Here is a 16,057-nt window from a genome sequence, read left to right on the forward strand (position 1 = left end):
GCGGGGCAATGCTGCCTCGCTAACTCCATTCAGCGATGTCGATCATTCTTTCGAGGCGCCACGTTAGCGCCTCTTTTAGATATGGCAGCCTTGCCGTGAGCGCGTCGTTTCTGGAAAGAATCTCGATTGCCTCGTCAACGAAGCCTTCGAGTTTGTCGCCGTCAAACCAGCCCATGTCCTCGACGAGCAACATTTGTTTGGCGGGGCTTGAATGAAATTGTGCGCTGGTAAAACTGTGCTCTCCCGCCCTAAGCTCCTCTAGTGATATGTTGCACCAGAGCGATGAGCCCGAATCGAAGATGGGGGCAGGTCTGCAAGCTTGCGTGTTTACGTTTCGCACGAGGCCGAAGTTGCGCCAATGACGATCGTAGTTGGCAATGATGTCGTCACATACGATCATGCGGTCAAGGGCATCCTTGACGCCTGTCACCCCGAGCTCCTCGCAGTTTGCTACATATCGCTCGTAGTCGGTTAGCCGTTCATCTGCGTTTGCGTGCTGGTTTACATAGAACGCAGGGACATACTCTTCTTCATCAGTTAAGAAGACATCGCATGTGCTCAGGGCGGAAGTGCCCGTGCCCTCGAGCGAGTAAGGCACATAATCGCAGGCGTTTAGGATGCGACGGTGGAGCGCGGTCGCCACCAGCTCGTTATAAGGTTCCTGGTCCAGGTGCGCTCCTGCCTTATGCAGAATTCGACGTTCGCCCTCGCACGTCCAGTACTTTTGAAGATTGCCGTCCGAGGTGTTATCGGGCTTTGCGGCAGCCGCTTTTCCCTCTGGGGCAAAGGGTGCAATGGACAGCGAGACGTCATCAAAGGCGTTATTGAAGAAGTTGATATCCTCCCAGGTGAGACCGGAACCTTGGGGCCTAATCCAATACTGGTCGGATAAGGAGAGGCCGAGATTTCGCTGGACGAGTTCATCGGGAACATCGACTGCGGCTTCTGCAAGCAGGGAGGCTAGCCCAATGCGTGCGAGCGGGATACCGCGGCCGCGCCACCAGATGCGGAAGGAGTCTAGCGATATGGGGCTATTAGGGCCAAATACTCCAATAGGGGCGTGGGCGTAATCGATGTCGGCACCGATGTGGGTAAAGTCTTTTCGCGATGTACTGTAGACCAGCTGAGCGACTTCGTACGTGCGGTTCATGAGGGTGAACGCGATCTCGCTCTTACCGTGGCCGCGGCGGGGACGTCCCCCCGTTTTGGTCACAGAGCGGAGTCGCGTGTCGACGCTGTCTTTGTCGATGAGCCATACACCAGAAGCCTTGCGGGCCTCAAGTGCTCCGTTTTTTATGAGCTCCTGCACCCTGCGCGGAGTGATGCCGAGCAGCTCGGCGGCTTCTTTGGTAGTAAGCATCGCGAAACCCTTCGCCAGAACGAATAGTTTTATATATAGCAATTGTAATTAAAACTATTCGTTCTGGCGAATGGTTTTAAGATTGAGGGCGCACTGACAGAAATGAACGGGCCTGGTACGCGTTGTTGCTGGATTTTGCATATTTGTATAACGCCGTGCGGCCTGTTGCGCCTCGTCCGCAATTCCTTTATTCTTAACTGGCTTCGCGTGAAAGCGCCAAGTGTGCCAGTGTGGCGCAACGGTAGCGCAACTGATTTGTAATCAGTGGGTTGCAGGTTCGATTCCTGTCACTGGCTCCATGAGAGTTTCGGGCTCTGTTCCCTTGTGGGACAGGGCCCGTTTCTATTTATGTCGATAAGTCAGCGGGTTTGGCACCGGCCAAGCTTCAGATTTGTCTCGATCTGTAACACGAAGGGGCGGAAAACCGTTCGTACTGTTACAGAATGAGACGTAAGCTGGGGTCTCTGCGTAATATCTCAACCTGTAACAGATAGGGGAGAAAATGTTCTCTATATGTTACAGATCGAGACAAAAGCCGTGTCGAGCTCGGTTGCCCCCCCCTGAGCGTGGATTATCGGATGAACGAACGTGGATAATCTGCCACTTTGGCCATGGGGACACGCCAAAAGTGGCAGATTATCCACGCTCGATTTCAAACGGAAGAAAATCCACGCTCGATTTTGCCTGGGAAGAGCAATCTTCTGTCTGGGAAGCCCCGATCTCGACCTATATATAGGTGCAAATAAGCCGGTATCGAAGTTCGATACTGAAGGTGTACTCCACTACACCAAAGTGTTACCTCGGGAAACGTCACCTCAGTATCCAAAACCACCGTCCTTCATATCCAAACTCAACAAAACCGCAGGTCACAGCTATATAGATACGCCCGGCACCGTGTATCTAGAGGTTTTCGTTGACAGCCCCCAAGGTTGCATCGTATTATCTTTTTCGTTCGCGGGGGCGGCGGTCCAAAAGACCAAAGGACCTGCGGATACTTGAACGATTGGGAGTTTGCCCGAGTGGTTAATGGGGACGGGCTGTAAACCCGTTGGCTCTGCCTACATAGGTTCGAATCCTATAGCTCCCACCCGTCAAGTGCCTGTATAGCTCAGTCGGTAGAGCACTTCGTTGGTAACGAAGAGGTCACCAGTTCAAGTCTGGTTGCAGGCTCCATCCGGCGGTGTAGCTCAGTTGGTTAGAGCACACGGTTCATACCCGTGGCGTCACTGGTTCGAATCCAGTCACCGCTACCATAGGTAACACGGTGGCTTCTCAATAGTATGTTGAGAGGCCACTATGGTATAAAGGCAAAGTCCCGTCCGGGGACGACCTGTTTAGAGGAGGGCTTTATGGCCAAAGAGAAGTTTGAGCGCACTAAGCCGCATGTTAACATCGGCACCATTGGTCACGTCGACCACGGCAAGACCACGCTGACCGCTGCCATCACCAAGGTTCTCTCCGAGACCGAGGGCTGCAAGGCTGACTTCACTGCGTTCGAGAACATCGACAAGGCTCCCGAGGAGCGCGAGCGCGGCATTACGATCTCCGTCTCCCACGTTGAGTACGAGACCGCTGCCCGTCACTACGCTCACGTTGACTGCCCGGGCCACGCTGACTACGTCAAGAACATGATCTCCGGCGCTGCTCAGATGGACGGCGCTATCCTGGTTATCGCCGCTACCGACGGCCCCATGGCTCAGACCCGCGAGCACATCCTGCTCGCCCGTCAGGTCGGCGTTCCCTACATCGTCGTCTTCCTGAACAAGTGCGACATGGTCGACGATGACGAGCTCATCGACCTCGTCGAGATGGAGACCCGTGAGCTCCTCTCCGAGTACGATTTCCCCGGCGACGACATCCCCGTCATCCGTGGTTCCGCTCTGGGCGCTCTCGAGGGCGACGCCAAGTGGATGGACGCTATCCGCGAGCTCATGAAGGCCGTCGACGAGTACATCCCGACGCCTGCTCGTAACAACGACCTCCCGTTCCTGATGGCCGTTGAGGACGTTATGACCATCTCCGGCCGTGGTACCGTTGCTACCGGCCGTGTCGAGCGCGGTGAGCTCAAGCTCAACGAGCCCGTCGAGATCGTCGGCATCAAGGATACCCAGAACACCGTCGTTACCGGTATCGAGATGTTCCGTAAGTCCATGGACTTCTGCGAGGCTGGCGACAACGTCGGTCTGCTGCTCCGCGGCATCAAGCGCGAGGACATCGAGCGCGGCCAGGTTCTCTGCAAGCCCGGTTCGGTTACCCCGCACACCAAGTTCACCGGCGAGATCTACGTTCTGACCAAGGAGGAGGGCGGCCGTCACACCCCGTTCTTCGATGGTTATCGTCCTCAGTTCTACTTCCGTACCACCGACGTTACCGGTACGGTCAAGCTCCCCGAGGGCACCGAGATGGCTATGCCTGGTGACCACATCACCATCGAGGGCGACCTCATCCACCCGATCGCCATGGAGGAGGGCCTGCGCTTCGCTATCCGCGAGGGTGGCCACACCGTCGGTTCGGGCATCGTCTCCACGATCATTGAGTAAATTAGCTCTTTGATATAGCTGACTTAGAGAACCCGGCACTTATAGGGGTGCCGGGTTCTTTTCTGCAATGGATATTGAGCCGTTGCTGGTGTCGAGAGGATTGATAATGGTCCTGGATGCACCGTCGATTAGATCTCGATGGCTTCATTGATGTGTTCCAAATATGAATGGATCCACCGAGAACCAATTGACTCGAGGTTTTCATTGACAGCACTTACGTGGAGCTGATAAAGTAACAACTCGTGCCCGTACGGGGCGGAAATGAAAGGTTCAGGATACATGCGTACTCTAGTTACTCTTGCGTGCACTGAGTGCAAGCGCCGCAACTATACTACCACCAAGAACAAGTCGACCATGCCTGATCGTATGGAGATCAAGAAGTATTGCCCCTGGTGCCGTCACCACACGCTGCACAAAGAGACTCGCTAGTCTCTAGTCACATACGCCAGTAGTTCAATTGGTAGAGCATCGGTCTCCAAAACCGAGTGTTGAGGGTTCGAGTCCTTCCTGGCGTGCCAGTCATTATTCCGTAAGCTCCCACTTGGGGGCTTACGGTTTACTCATGTATAAGCGCATTGCGCGGAGGTAACCCAAATGGCCAACAAGAAGAACAAGAAGAAGGCTCAGCAGCCGGCACCTGCCAACAACGCTGCCGCCAACTCCAAGGTTGAGGCCAAGAAGGCCGTTGCCAAGAAGAACGAGAAGGCTGCGAAGTCCAAGAAGAACGAGAAGCCTGGTTTCTTCGCCCGCACCAAGAAGTATTTCGCTTCGGTCAAGTCCGAGATGAAGCGTGTCACGTGGCCCGATAAGAAGGAGCTCGTGAACTACTCGGTCGTCGTTTGCGCTTCTCTGATCGTCGTCGGCGTCGTCATCGCTCTGCTCGATGCTGGCTTTGGCGAGGCTCTTGCTCTGTTCTCTGGATTGAGGGGCTAAACCATGTCTAAGCGTTGGTACGTCGTTCACACTTACTCTGGATACGAGAACCGCGTTAAGTCCGATCTCGAGCATCGCATCGAGACTATGGGCATGCAGGACCGTATCTTTGATATCGAGATTCCTATGGAGCGTGTCACCGAGATTAAAGAGGGTGGCAAGCGTGAGACCAAGGATTCCAAGATCTTCCCGGGTTATGTCCTGGTCCGCATGGAGATGGATGACGATGCGTGGACGTGCGTTCGTAACACGCCTGGCGTCACCGGTTTCCTAGGCGGCAACGGCAAGCCCGCTCCGCTTTCCCGCGACGAGTACAACAAGATGACTCGTCGTCCCGGTAAGGGCGATTCGCCCAAGCGCACTTCGGTTGATATTGAGGTCGGCACGTCCGTCCGCGTCACCGATGGCCCGCTTACCGACTTTGATGGCAAGGTCTCCGAGGTTAACACCGAGGCTGGCAAGCTCAAGGTCACGCTGATGATCTTTGGCCGCGAGACGCCGGTCGAGCTCGACTTTAACCAGGTCGCTGTCATCGCTTAAGTTTTCGTCCGTTCGCGCGAGCGTGCTTCTTCTGTGACTGCTCATCTCAGGAGTGCTTCTAACACGTGCGTGCTTACGATATAGCAAGTACTTCACACTCGTGATTCGAAAGGAATGACCATGGCTGAGAAGAAGGTTGCCAACGTCATTAAGCTCCAGATTCCTGCTGGTGCAGCTAACCCCGCTCCTCCCGTCGGCCCCGCCCTGGGCGCTGCTGGCGTGAACATCATGCAGTTCTGCCAGGCCTTTAACGCCGAGACGCAGGACAAGAAGGGCGACATCATCCCCGTTGAGATCTCTGTCTACGAGGATAAGTCCTTCTCCTTCATCACCAAGACCCCGCCGGCGGCTCACCTCATCAAGAAGGAGCTGAACCTCAAGTCTGGTTCCGCTAAGCCCCAGGCCGACAAGGTTGGCCAGCTCTCCCAGGAGCAGCTCACCAAGATCGCCGAGATCAAGATGCCGGACCTCAATGCCAACGACATTGACGCCGCCAAGAAGATCATCGCCGGTACCGCCCGTTCCATGGGCGTCACCATCGCTGAGTAGCGATTTCTTATGGTAACGACGGGTGCTCCGACCGGGGCGCCCGTTAAATGTGTGCAATAGGGCACACGATACGATGTGGGAGGGCTCGCGCCCGTTTAACCACAGGAGGTAATGCACATGGCTAAGCATGGTAAGAGCTATAACGCCGCTGCCGAGAAGATTGACCGCGCCACGCTCTACACCCCCCTTCAGGCTGCCAAGCTCATCAAGGAGCTCGACACCGCCAAGTTCGACGAGACCGTCGAGGCCCACTTCCGTCTGGGCATCGATACTCGTAAGGCTGACCAGAACATCCGTGGTTCCATCTCCCTGCCCCACGGCACCGGCAAGACCGTTCGTGTTGCCGTCTTCGCCGAGGGCGAGAAGGCCCGCGAGGCCGAGGCTGCCGGCGCCGACATCATCGGTTCCGACGAGCTCGTCGCCCAGATTCAGAAGGGCGAGATCAACTTCGACGCCGCTATCGCTACGCCGAACATGATGGCCAAGGTTGGCCGCATCGGTAAGATCCTTGGTCCCCGTGGCCTCATGCCGAACCCCAAGCTCGGCACTGTGACCATGGACGTCGCCAAGATGGTCTCCGAGCTCAAGGCCGGCCGCGTTGAGTATCGCGCCGATCGCTATGGCATCTGCCACGTGCCCCTGGGCAAGAAGTCCTTCTCTGAGCAGCAGCTCGTCGAGAACTACGCTGCCCTGTACACCGAGATCCTGCGCGTCAAGCCCTCTTCTGCTAAGGGCAAGTACGTCAAGTCCATCTCCGTGTCTTCCACCATGGGCCCTGGCGTCAAGGTCGATCCCGCTGTCCAGCGTGACTTCCTGGCTGAGTAACTGCTAGTTACTGCCTGAGCAAAGCAAGCATTGCTAAAGAAACCCGGTTCTGCCTCGTGCAGGACCGGGTTTCTTGCTATCTCGGGCCAAAACCACCACAAAGGGGACAGGCACCTTTGTGGTGGTTTTGGCACTTTGGCGTCAATGTTATGGCATCGCAGCGAGCCGGTTCCAAGTGCCCCAGGTCGCCCCGAAAGAGGAGCGACGCGTACTTTGGTACGCGAGCGACGGTCTGAGGGGCGAGATGGGGTGCTTGGGGCCGGCGCAGCGTCAAGCCTTAAAAGTGGTTACCAGGGTGTTCTTGCGGTTGAGGACTCGATTGCCTCGTGGCGTTTGAGCTCGCGACGCATGGTTTGTGAGTTGAGCCAGGCTGCTTGCCAGCCGCGGATTGGGTAGTGCGTCTGGTCGAGCTCAAACTGCGTATAGCCGCAGGCGTTGATGATCGTCGTTCCACACACATGCTGCCGCTCGCGCTGAAAATCGTGACCGTAGCTTTGGTGTACATGCCCATGCACCATGTAGTCGGGGTTCCAGGATTCGAGTGCTGTGTTAAAGCATTCGAATCCTCGATGCGGCAGATCGTCCAGATCACCCATACCGGCGGCGGGTGCATGGGTAAGCAGAATGTCGCACCCGCCGACCATCCTAACCTTACGCGACAGCTTACGCATGCGCTTGGACATCTCGCGTTCGGTGTACATGTTGGCGCCGTCGCGATAACGCATGGACCCGCCAAGGCCCGCAATGCGAATCCCTCGGTACGTGTACACGCTGTCTTCCACGCAGATACATCCGCCCGGTGCATGACGTGCGTAGCGGTCATCGTGATTGCCGCGCACGTAGATGAGCGGTTTGTTGATGACCGTAACCAAAAACTCAAGATAGTCCGGGTCCAGATCGCCGGCGGATAAAATCAGGTCGACTCCCTCAAAGCGTTCCTTGCGAAAGCACTCCCAAAGGCATCGTTCTTCGGTATCGGCTATGGCAAGGATTTTCATAGGGCAGGGACTTTCGGCTCATCGTCGAGCTGCGGAATGGTGCCTACCACGTTGTCCGCCAGCCAATTCATCTCGACAATCTGCGTGCTCGGCAGCGGAGGGAAGCCTTCGATCTGTACCACGCCGTTCTGGCTGTGGAGCTCGCCGCCAAAGGGGTTGATGGATCCCTCAACAATGCCGTTGCGGAGCAACTGCACGAGTTTGCGCGTTTGGTAGGGTAGGCCCGGAGCGTAACGGATGTCGATAACGCCGGAGCTCATGCCATACCAGTAGTTGACGGCGCGCACTTGGTTGTCGTCGCTGGTCTCGTCCCATGTGCCGTGCAGAAGGCTTTTCACGATAAGCTCGTAGTAGCGCCCCCAGTTCCAGACGGGCATGGCGATGCCGGTAACCTTGCCATCGACCAAGCGGTGAAGCCCGTAGGCGGTGGGATCTTCCAGCGACTTTGACATATCGGCGCCGGTCATGACGCTCACGCCTTCGCGGCACATGGCCTCGGCGAGACCTCCAGCGGGCACATCACCCCAGGTCAGGATAATTTGCGCGCGCGGGTCGAGCAGCGAGGCGCCAATCGCAAAGGCGTTGATCTCGCTGAGTGCGCCCGAGGCGAAGACCGACGCGTGGTAACCGATGCGGTGGTTGTCCGCCATGCTGGCCGCAAGGGCGCCCAGCAGAAACTTGGCCTCGTACATCTTGCCAAAGTACGAACGGACGCTTTGATGGGGAAGGCCGATAGAGCAGTTGAGGAACCGAACCCGGGGATACTCAACGGCAGCCCTGAGCGTGTATTCCATCAGGCGGTGCGAGGTTGAGAAAATGACGTTTGCTCCATGTTTGACAGCCGTTTCCACGGCGGCGTAGAACACATCCGGATCGTGACAGTCCTCGAACGCCTCGGTGCGCACGATACCGCCAAAGTGCTCATCGAGATACTGACGCCCTTGGTCGTGCAGGCTGTCCCAGCTCGACGTCGCACAGGGGAACTCATGGATAAAGGCGATGCGCAGGGGGTTGACCGTCGAGTAGACGGTCTTGCCCATAAAGAAGTTGAGCACGCCAGCGGTGGACTTGGCGGGCGTTTCTTCCTCGTCGACGCTCGGTGCTTCGACAAGATCGACCTTGTCCTCGTCATTTTTGCCGGCAATGACCAGCTCGCGCCAGATCTTGCACAGGCGGTTTACGACGATATCCGTCGGCGTATCCAGCAGGCGGTCCTGGTTGTACACATTGAGGTACACGAGCATGGCGTCGGCGGGCGTAATGTCCAGGTGATCGCCGCCTGCGCGAAGATAGGCGCGCTTAAAGAGCAGGAAGGTGTGGTGCAGGTAGTCGACCTTTTTCTGCGGCCATTTTTCGATAAGGTTCTGACCGAGCATCTTGGCGAGCATTTCGTAGCTTCCCTCACGCGAGAACTCGATCTCGTATAGGGGGCAGACGCGCCAAAACGCGTAGAACTCACCGTACAGGCGGCTTTCGACGGAATCCCATGTGCCGGGGTAGAGACGGGTGACCTTGGCCGAAACCGTCGGGGCGTCTAGGAATTTGAGGACACTGACGCGTTTGTTGCCTTCCTGGACATAGAACCGATGCATAAACTCGGTGACGATGATGGGGTCGCGATAGCCCTCGGTTACCTGGATGTCGTAGAGGTTGGACCACTTGCGGGCAAACTCGGTGTTAAACGGAAGCAGTGGCATAAAGTTACACGAAAAGGCGGACTGACGGCCTTTGGTGACCGTGCCGACGACCATTTCGAGCGGAATATCCCTTAGGCCGACATTCTCTCGCTGACCTAAGGGGAGCTGAGCAACCAAGCTATCGAGGTCCGTAAGGTATGGATGCTCGCTTTGGCTAATAGCGCGTCGACGTCCTTGCTCGCCGCGCTTGCGTGCTTGACGATAGGCCTCTTCCATGATGTTGCTCCCTTAGTCGTTTAAACAACTATATGAACCATGGTACCACGAATGAAAACCACTACAAAGATGCCTGTCCCCTTTGCGGTGGTTTAGGCGATGATGGGGGCGATGGCGCGGATGCAGGCGTCGGCTGCCGTGAAAGTAGTGCTGTCGTCGCTGACGATAAAGATGATCTTTCCTTTGATGCCAAAGTCGCCGATTTCGCTAAAGAGTACGTAGGGCTCCTTGTCAAAGCCCGAGATGGGAAGCACGGCGGCCTTGGTTGCGCTCGTGAGCTCGTCTGCCAGCGCGTCAAGGGAAGCCCACTTAGACGTGTCCTTTACGGCAACGGGCACGGCCACGCGTCCAAAGGGCATCAAATGCACGAGCGTGTTCTTGGAGATGTTGGAGTTGGGCACAATGATGGTCTGTCCACAGGCATCCTCAATCGTTGTATGGCGCCAAGTGATGTCTTGGACCACGCCCGACACACCGCCGACCTCGATATTGTCGCCGGGCTTGATGATGCCCATAAAGGTCACTTGCATGCCGCCGATAAGGTTTGACAGCGTGTCCTGAAAGCCGAGCGAGATGGCGATGCCGCCGACGCCAAGAGCGGCGACGAGCGCGTTTGCGTTAATGCCAAAGCAGTTGTCGAGGATAAAGCTGCCGCCAATCATCCAGATGACGGCGCGCGCGATGTTGATGAAGATACTCGATGCCGGAAGCGGGTTATCGTCTCGGTTAAGCAGATGGTTCAGGGTCTTGGATACGACCTTGGCGGCGACGGCGGTGCCTATCGCCAAGATGACGGCCCAGATGATGTTGTGGACCCACCGTTGCTCAAAGAAATGAAGAATCGGCTCAAACAATTCCATGTAGGGAAAACCTCCTAATGATCGTCCAACCATGATACCCACCAAGAAGCCCGTCCGATCAAATTCGGACGGGCTTCTGTGCTCGATATAAGGTTTATGCGGCGGGGCTGCAAGGCCCGGCGGTGTAGCTTAGCGTCGACGCTTCCAGATAATGCCGAGGAAGATGACGATGATGCCGCCGATAAGGCACGCGCCAACTACTGCCAGCGTGCGGTCTCCCGTTGCAGCGAGCTTACCGGTCGTCTTCTTGGTGATGACCTTCGTGGTCGTCGTGTCCGTCTTAGGCGAGGGCTTAGGCGTCGGGGCCGGTGTGGGCGTGGGGTCCACGGCAGCGGAGCCAAAGCTGATGGTGCCCGCGAGCGAGGCCATCTTGCTCTCCCAGCTGTTCTGCCCGATCAGCGCCCTCAGCGCTGACTCGCAGGTACCCCACTCGGTGTGCTTGGTGGCGTTTGCGAAGGTGGGGAAGTCGGTCGTGTTGGTGATGATGTAGTTGTTGGTGGCGACGGTATAGGTCTTGGCGGGGTCGAGCGTGCTGCCGTCTTTGGTGAGCGTGGCACTCACGATGCGCTTGCTTTCGGACTGCGTCCAATCGATTGTCACGTTGATGCCGCCGAAGGAAAGGACACTGCCGGAGTCGTCGCGCCACTTGTACGTGTCTTGCGCCTCCTGCTCGGTGTGACCGGCCGCCACGTAGGCTTGCTGAAGCTCGTAGCTGTGATTGCACTCGTCGCTGATTTGTAGCGAGTGCTCGAGCGCTGCGAGGAAGTCCGCGCCGGTCATGGTCCAGGTCTCCACGGTGTTGCCGTAGGGCGAGATGGCGATGACGTTGCCGGCGGTCACGTTGCCCGCCGCGATGCCGCCGCGGATGCCGCCGGCGTTTTCGATAGCGAGGTCCGCGCCCGTCAGGGCAAGATAGGAGCCGCAAATCACGTGGCCGATGGTCTGGGCCTTGGTGGTGTCGCCCTCCTTGCTGGGGCGGAAATCGGTGGTGCGCACCATTTCCCAGCCATGCGTGCCTGCAGCGTCCTCGCCGTAGAAATAGTTGGCGGTGGATGTGCCGAGCACCTTGTTCGATTCGTTTTCAAAGTCCTCGTCGAGCGGCTTGATTTTGTTGCGGACGGCTTCAAGGAGGCTCTGGTAGTCGGAGCCCTTGTCGGGGTCTGCCAAAAGGTCGTTGACGTTCTTGGCGGTGTAGAGCTTCTCGTTGCTGTCGTCTGCAGGGACCGTGACCGTGTCATCGTCGGTCGTCTCGGTGCCATTCGTGTCGTACTTGTACGGAATGGAAAGCAGTCCCACCTCGGCAAAGGCACTGCCCGCCTCGACAACGTGGATTGTCTTGCCGTCGGCTCCCGTCACCTTCTCGTTAAGGTTGATGTGCTCGTGGCCTGCGATAAGGGCATCGACGCCACGGAGTCGCGTGGCAAAGGTCTTGGCGTCGAGCGTGTGCGCGATACACACAACAACATCGCAGCCCTCCTTGCGCAGCTGCTCTGCCTCGGTATTGATGGCGTTCGCGGCACCCGAGAACGACGTACCCGCGACCAGGTCCGCGCGCAGCGAGGATCCCAGCGACTCATCCATGGCGCCCACGACGCCGACCTTGATTTTGTAGTCGAATGTGGAGTGATCTTCGCTATCCTCCCAGGTGCGATCGAGCGTCTTCGTGATGCTCGAGCTCCATACGCCGCTCGTAGACTTTGCGTTCGCGCAGAGCATGGCGAAGGGCGTGCCAGTGGTGCTGTAGCCGGTCATGGTGCGGAGTTTGTCCGCGCCGTAGCTCCAGTCGTGGTTACCTGGCGTGGTCGCGTCGTAGCCGTCGGCATAGAAGGTGTCCATGAGCTCGGCGATGCTCTTGCCCTCGCTCATGGTGGCGAAGGACTGTCCGTGGAAGGTGTCGCCCGCATCGAGCAAAAGATCGGGGGCGTTGCCCTGGGCGCTATAGAGAACCGCCAGTCCGTCAAAGCCCACAGTGCCAGTGCCCTTGCTTTCGTTGTAGCTGTACTTGTAGCTGCCGTGGATGTCGTTGGTGTGCATGACGGTCACAGAGCCGTCAATAGCGGCGGGCAGGTTCCCCGCGAAAGCGAGGCTTGGGATGCCTGCGAGCGCGCCGGCAAACAACGCGGCGGCCAACGCAAGGCGGGGGAGTCTTTTCATGGCAGTTTCCTTAGTCCTTAGCCAGAATATCTGGTTGAATGTCGGATTATCGACATAATATGCGAAAACCGCCGCAAGGGCGTCTGTCCCTTTGCGGCGGTTTTGACGTTTGCGCAGATAAAACCTACCAAAATAAACCTGTCCCTTTTTGGCAGGTTTTAGCTCAGCAGCATGCGGTCGTTGGCGAGCTCGCCGCCCGAGACCTCCTCGAACTTCTGCAGCAGGTCGGCTACGGTGAGCGACTTCTTCTCATTGCCCGCCACGTCGTAGATCACGTGGCCTTCGTGCATCATGATCAGACGGTTGCCCAGACGGATGGCGTCGTTCATGTTGTGCGTGACCATGAGCGTGGTCAGGTGGTTCTCGTCGACGATCTCCTCGGTCAGGTTGAGCACCTTAGAGGCCGTCTTGGGGTCGAGGGCCGCGGTGTGCTCGTCGAGCAGCAGCAGGCGCGGCCTGGTGAGCGTGGCCATCAGCAGGGTGAGTGCCTGGCGCTGGCCACCCGAGAGCAGGCCGACCTTGGCGTTGAGACGCGTGTCCAGACCAAGGTCCAGGCGCTTGAGCAGCTCGACGTACTCATCTTTCTCGGCCTTGGTGACGCCCCACGAAAGGCCGCGACGCTGGCCGCGACGCTTGGCGAGGGCCAGGTTCTCGGCGATCTGCATGTCGGCAGCGGTACCGCGCATGGGGTCCTGAAACACGCGGCCCAGGTACTTAGCGCGCTGCGACTCGCTCAGGCGCGAGATGTCGGTGCCGTCGAGCTCAATAACGCCCGAATCGAGCGGGTACACGCCGGCGATCATGTTGAGCAGCGTGGACTTGCCGGCGCCGTTGCCGCCGATCACGGTTACAAAGTCGCCGTCATTTAGGGTGAGGTCGACGCCGGTGAGCGCGCGCTTCTCGGTGACGGTGCCCTTGTTAAAGGTCTTCTTGACGTGCGAGAGCTTAAGCATCTGCCTCATCCCCCTTCGTGTAGGAGCTGCGGAGCTTATAGCGCTCCCAAACCACGGGCACGCACAGGGCCACAGCGACAATCACGGCGGAGAGCAGCTTCATGTCGTTGGCGTCCATGCCCAACTGCAGCACGATGGCGCGGATAAGGAAGTACACCACGGAGCCAAAGACGGCGGAGGCAAGACGGACGCTAAACTGCGTGAGGCCGCCGGGAAACAGACGGCCGAGCACCTCGCCGATAACAATGGCGGCAAGACCGATAACGATGGCACCGGTGCCCATACCAATGTCGGCATACTTTTGGCTCTGGCAGATGAGCGCGCCCGAAAGGCCGATGAGGGCGTTGGAGAGCACGAGGGCGATCATCTTGGTGGAGTTGGTGTTGACGCCCAGAGCGCGGATCATGTACTCGTTGTTGCCGGTGGCGCGCAGCGCCGAGCCGATCTCGGTGCCAAAGAACCAATACAGGATGGCAACGATAGCCACGGCGAGCAGGATGCCCAAGATGATGGCAACGGTGGACTGCGGCAGACCGGTCATATTGCTGACGGCGGAGAACACGGTGCCCTTGGCAAGAATGGGCGTATTGGACTTGCCCATGATGCGCAGGTTGATGGACCACAGGCTGATCTGGGTGAGGATTCCGGCGAGGATCGCAGGAATCTCAAAGACGGTGGTCAAAATGCCCGTGACGGCGCCCGCGATGGCGCCGGCGCACATACCGGCCAGCACGGCGAACAGCGGGTCGACGTTGTTATTGACGATGAGCACGGCGCAGACACAGCCGCCGAGGGCAAAGCTGCCGTCGCAGGTCATATCGGGGATGTCGAGCAAGCGGAACGTGATAAACACGCCAAGCACCATAATGCCCCAGAGGACGCCCTGCGAAACGGCGCCCTGCAATGCAATGAGCATGCTTCATACCTCCTAGGATAGGGTGGACACGTGATTCACCATGATAGCGGTAACAATGCATAGAAGAGTTACGGACAGACGTTTTGTTTTACCTGAAACAAGCAGGGCGGACGCCGGTCTACAGCGCCCGCCCCTGTGGCTCAGATATTGAATAACGCGGCTAAAGCGCGAGCACGGGCTCTAGACGCATGTCGCGTATGGCATTATGCGTCCAGGGCGGAAAGGTCGATGCCCAGGGCCTCGGCCATCTCGTCGTTTTTGACGACGACCAGGTCCTTGCTCGAGAGGTGCTTGATCGGCATATCCTCGGGCTTGGCCTTACCCTTCAGAATCTTGACGGCCATCTCGCCCGCGGCGTAGCCCAGGTCCTCGTAGTTGATGGAGAGGGTGAACAGGCCACCGGCCTTGCACATGCCCTCCTCGCCGGTCACGAAGGGGAGCTTGTTCTCCTTGCAGATCTGGCCCACCTGCGAGGCGCCCGCGGCGATGGTGTTGTCGGTGGGGGAGTACAGCGCGTCGACCTTGCCCACGGCAGACTCGACGACGGACTGAATCTCGTTGGAGCTCGAGACGGTGAAGTCAGTGTACTCGAGGCCCAGCTTGTCGAGCTCCTTCTTGGCGGCCTTGATCTGGACGTCGGAGTTGGACTCGGCGGTGCAGTAGAGCAGGCCGACCTTTTTAACGTCGGGCAGGACCTTCTGCATCATCTCGAGCTGCTCGGCGACCGGGGTGAGGTCGGAAGCGCCCGTGACGTTGGTGCCGGGCTTGTCGTTGTCCTGGACCAGGCCGGAGGCGGCGTAGTCGGTGATGGCGCAGCCCACGATGGGGATATCGGCCGTGGCGCCGGCGGCAGCCTGCGCGGCGGGCGTGGCGATGGCATAAATCAGGTTGACGTTGTCGCCCACAAACTTGTCGGCAATGGACTTACACGTGGACTGGTCGTTCTGGGCGTTCTTCTGGTCGATCTTGACCTTAAGGCCGCTCTCCTTGATGGCCTTGACAAAGCCGTCGTTGGCGGCATCGAGTGCGGAGTGCTCGGTGAGCTGCAGAACGCCGATGGTGTAGTCGGAACCGGCGGCAGCAGAGCCGGAACCAGAGTTGCCGCCGCATCCGGCGAGCGGGGCGAGCGCGAGCAGGCCAGCGGAGACCAGAAGGCTCCTGCGGCTGATGGTGATGTCCTTCATATCATTACCCCCAGTATAAAAATGGCTGGAAACACTGCACTGGGACAAAGTGCAAGTGGAACTATAGTAGCGCTGATGTCCATTTTTACAACAGCCTGGCGGGTTTTTTAATACAGAATCGGATGGGCGGTACGGGTAGTCGAATGGGCGGCGGAGGGTCTTATGCGGCGGAGGAGGGTCTTATGCGGCGGAGGAGGCGTCGTCCTCGTCTAGGGCGGCGAAGAGCTTCTTGCCGTCGAGCAGGCGCGTGCTGACGTTTCTCATGCGGCCAATCTCGACGGTGCGCAGCGTATCGTCGGTGCCTCGGGCGTCGTAGACCGTTCCCAGCAAAT

The 16,057-nt window shown here is 58.1% G+C and carries 14 protein-coding genes and 5 tRNA genes; 11 read left to right on the plus strand and 8 right to left on the minus strand.

Going from position 1 to position 16,057, the window contains the following annotated elements; all coding sequences use genetic code 11:
- Positions 1-19 precede the first annotated feature (19 nt).
- Positions 20-1,360, minus strand: coding sequence for a DNA-binding protein (locus ABCN01_RS07250; protein ID WP_138113135.1), 1,341 nt, complete (start codon positions 1,358-1,360; stop codon positions 20-22).
- Between the two features lie 224 nt (positions 1,361-1,584).
- Between ABCN01_RS07250 and ABCN01_RS07255 the strand changes: the two genes are divergently transcribed.
- From ABCN01_RS07255 to rplA, 11 genes are all read left to right on the plus strand, one after another.
- Positions 1,585-1,659, plus strand: a tRNA-Thr gene (locus tag ABCN01_RS07255).
- 706 nt (positions 1,660-2,365) lie between these two features.
- Positions 2,366-2,447: transfer RNA gene (locus ABCN01_RS07260), tRNA-Tyr, on the plus strand.
- A gap of 10 nt (positions 2,448-2,457) precedes the next feature.
- A tRNA-Thr gene (locus ABCN01_RS07265) sits at positions 2,458-2,533 on the plus strand.
- A 3-nt stretch (positions 2,534-2,536) separates the two neighbouring features.
- Positions 2,537-2,613 (plus strand) — tRNA-Met (locus ABCN01_RS07270).
- 96 nt (positions 2,614-2,709) lie between these two features.
- A complete protein-coding gene (tuf, locus tag ABCN01_RS07275; protein ID WP_035137538.1) occupies positions 2,710-3,900 on the plus strand; it encodes an elongation factor Tu in 1,191 nt (396 codons plus the stop codon).
- 279 nt (positions 3,901-4,179) lie between these two features.
- Positions 4,180-4,329: a 50S ribosomal protein L33 gene (rpmG, locus tag ABCN01_RS07280; RefSeq protein WP_022093895.1), complete on the plus strand. Its 150-nt coding sequence runs from the start codon at positions 4,180-4,182 to the stop codon at positions 4,327-4,329.
- 13 nt (positions 4,330-4,342) lie between these two features.
- Positions 4,343-4,418: transfer RNA gene (locus ABCN01_RS07285), tRNA-Trp, on the plus strand.
- A gap of 76 nt (positions 4,419-4,494) precedes the next feature.
- Positions 4,495-4,833, plus strand: coding sequence for a preprotein translocase subunit SecE (gene secE / locus ABCN01_RS07290; RefSeq protein ID WP_117583102.1), 339 nt, complete (start codon positions 4,495-4,497; stop codon positions 4,831-4,833).
- A 3-nt stretch (positions 4,834-4,836) separates the two neighbouring features.
- Positions 4,837-5,373 carry a transcription termination/antitermination protein NusG gene (gene nusG, locus ABCN01_RS07295; RefSeq protein ID WP_099432095.1) on the plus strand — a complete coding sequence of 179 codons (537 nt, stop codon included), beginning with the start codon at positions 4,837-4,839 and terminating at the stop codon, positions 5,371-5,373.
- A gap of 120 nt (positions 5,374-5,493) precedes the next feature.
- Positions 5,494-5,922: a 50S ribosomal protein L11 gene (rplK, locus tag ABCN01_RS07300; protein WP_022093893.1), complete on the plus strand. Its 429-nt coding sequence runs from the start codon at positions 5,494-5,496 to the stop codon at positions 5,920-5,922.
- Between the two features lie 117 nt (positions 5,923-6,039).
- The gene (gene rplA, locus ABCN01_RS07305) at positions 6,040-6,747 is read left to right on the plus strand and encodes a 50S ribosomal protein L1 (protein ID WP_022093892.1); all 708 of its coding nucleotides are present in this window, start codon (positions 6,040-6,042) and stop codon (positions 6,745-6,747) included.
- A gap of 287 nt (positions 6,748-7,034) precedes the next feature.
- On the opposite strand, the gene ABCN01_RS07310 is transcribed toward rplA, so the two are convergent.
- From ABCN01_RS07310 to ABCN01_RS07340, 7 genes are all read right to left on the minus strand, one after another.
- The gene (locus ABCN01_RS07310; protein WP_342995781.1) at positions 7,035-7,745 is read right to left on the minus strand and encodes a metallophosphoesterase family protein; all 711 of its coding nucleotides are present in this window, start codon (positions 7,743-7,745) and stop codon (positions 7,035-7,037) included.
- Complete coding sequence (locus ABCN01_RS07315; protein ID WP_342995780.1) at positions 7,742-9,658, minus strand: BMP family ABC transporter substrate-binding protein; 1,917 nt, start codon at positions 9,656-9,658, stop codon at positions 7,742-7,744. Before ABCN01_RS07315 ends, ABCN01_RS07310 begins: the two co-directional genes overlap by 4 nt.
- 92 nt (positions 9,659-9,750) lie before the next feature.
- Positions 9,751-10,518, minus strand: a complete 768-nt coding sequence (locus ABCN01_RS07320) for a mechanosensitive ion channel family protein (RefSeq protein WP_195544454.1) — start codon at positions 10,516-10,518, stop codon at positions 9,751-9,753.
- A 129-nt stretch (positions 10,519-10,647) separates the two neighbouring features.
- Positions 10,648-12,672, minus strand: coding sequence for a bifunctional metallophosphatase/5'-nucleotidase (locus ABCN01_RS07325; RefSeq protein WP_342995779.1), 2,025 nt, complete (start codon positions 12,670-12,672; stop codon positions 10,648-10,650).
- Positions 12,673-12,830: 158 nt separating this feature from the next.
- Positions 12,831-13,625 (minus strand): ABC transporter ATP-binding protein, encoded by a 795-nt coding sequence (locus ABCN01_RS07330; RefSeq protein ID WP_195544452.1) that lies wholly within the window; start codon positions 13,623-13,625, stop codon positions 12,831-12,833.
- Positions 13,618-14,541, minus strand: coding sequence for an ABC transporter permease (locus ABCN01_RS07335; protein ID WP_342995778.1), 924 nt, complete (start codon positions 14,539-14,541; stop codon positions 13,618-13,620). The genes ABCN01_RS07330 and ABCN01_RS07335 overlap by 8 nt, the downstream gene beginning before the upstream one ends.
- 203 nt (positions 14,542-14,744) lie before the next feature.
- Positions 14,745-15,725 (minus strand): ABC transporter substrate-binding protein, encoded by a 981-nt coding sequence (locus ABCN01_RS07340; protein WP_342995777.1) that lies wholly within the window; start codon positions 15,723-15,725, stop codon positions 14,745-14,747.
- Positions 15,726-16,057: the final 332 nt, after the last annotated feature.

The organism is Collinsella aerofaciens, from assembly GCF_039062365.1.
Taxonomy (GTDB): domain Bacteria; phylum Actinomycetota; class Coriobacteriia; order Coriobacteriales; family Coriobacteriaceae; genus Collinsella.

Bases quoted from the DNA above. Each gene is read 5' to 3' on its own strand.
- ABCN01_RS07250 (WP_138113135.1), bottom strand. From the start codon at position 1,360: ATGCTTACTACCAAAGAAGCCGCCGAGCTGCTCGGCATCACTCCGCGC.
- tuf (WP_035137538.1), top strand. From the start codon at position 2,710: ATGGCCAAAGAGAAGTTTGAGCGCACTAAGCCGCATGTTAACATCGGC.
- rpmG (WP_022093895.1), top strand. From the start codon at position 4,180: ATGCGTACTCTAGTTACTCTTGCGTGCACTGAGTGCAAGCGCCGCAAC.
- secE (WP_117583102.1), top strand. From the start codon at position 4,495: ATGGCCAACAAGAAGAACAAGAAGAAGGCTCAGCAGCCGGCACCTGCC.
- nusG (WP_099432095.1), top strand. From the start codon at position 4,837: ATGTCTAAGCGTTGGTACGTCGTTCACACTTACTCTGGATACGAGAAC.
- rplK (WP_022093893.1), top strand. From the start codon at position 5,494: ATGGCTGAGAAGAAGGTTGCCAACGTCATTAAGCTCCAGATTCCTGCT.
- rplA (WP_022093892.1), top strand. From the start codon at position 6,040: ATGGCTAAGCATGGTAAGAGCTATAACGCCGCTGCCGAGAAGATTGAC.
- ABCN01_RS07310 (WP_342995781.1), bottom strand. From the start codon at position 7,745: ATGAAAATCCTTGCCATAGCCGATACCGAAGAACGATGCCTTTGGGAG.
- ABCN01_RS07315 (WP_342995780.1), bottom strand. From the start codon at position 9,658: ATGGAAGAGGCCTATCGTCAAGCACGCAAGCGCGGCGAGCAAGGACGT.
- ABCN01_RS07320 (WP_195544454.1), bottom strand. From the start codon at position 10,518: ATGGAATTGTTTGAGCCGATTCTTCATTTCTTTGAGCAACGGTGGGTC.
- ABCN01_RS07325 (WP_342995779.1), bottom strand. From the start codon at position 12,672: ATGAAAAGACTCCCCCGCCTTGCGTTGGCCGCCGCGTTGTTTGCCGGC.
- ABCN01_RS07330 (WP_195544452.1), bottom strand. From the start codon at position 13,625: ATGCTTAAGCTCTCGCACGTCAAGAAGACCTTTAACAAGGGCACCGTC.
- ABCN01_RS07335 (WP_342995778.1), bottom strand. From the start codon at position 14,541: ATGCTCATTGCATTGCAGGGCGCCGTTTCGCAGGGCGTCCTCTGGGGC.
- ABCN01_RS07340 (WP_342995777.1), bottom strand. From the start codon at position 15,725: ATGAAGGACATCACCATCAGCCGCAGGAGCCTTCTGGTCTCCGCTGGC.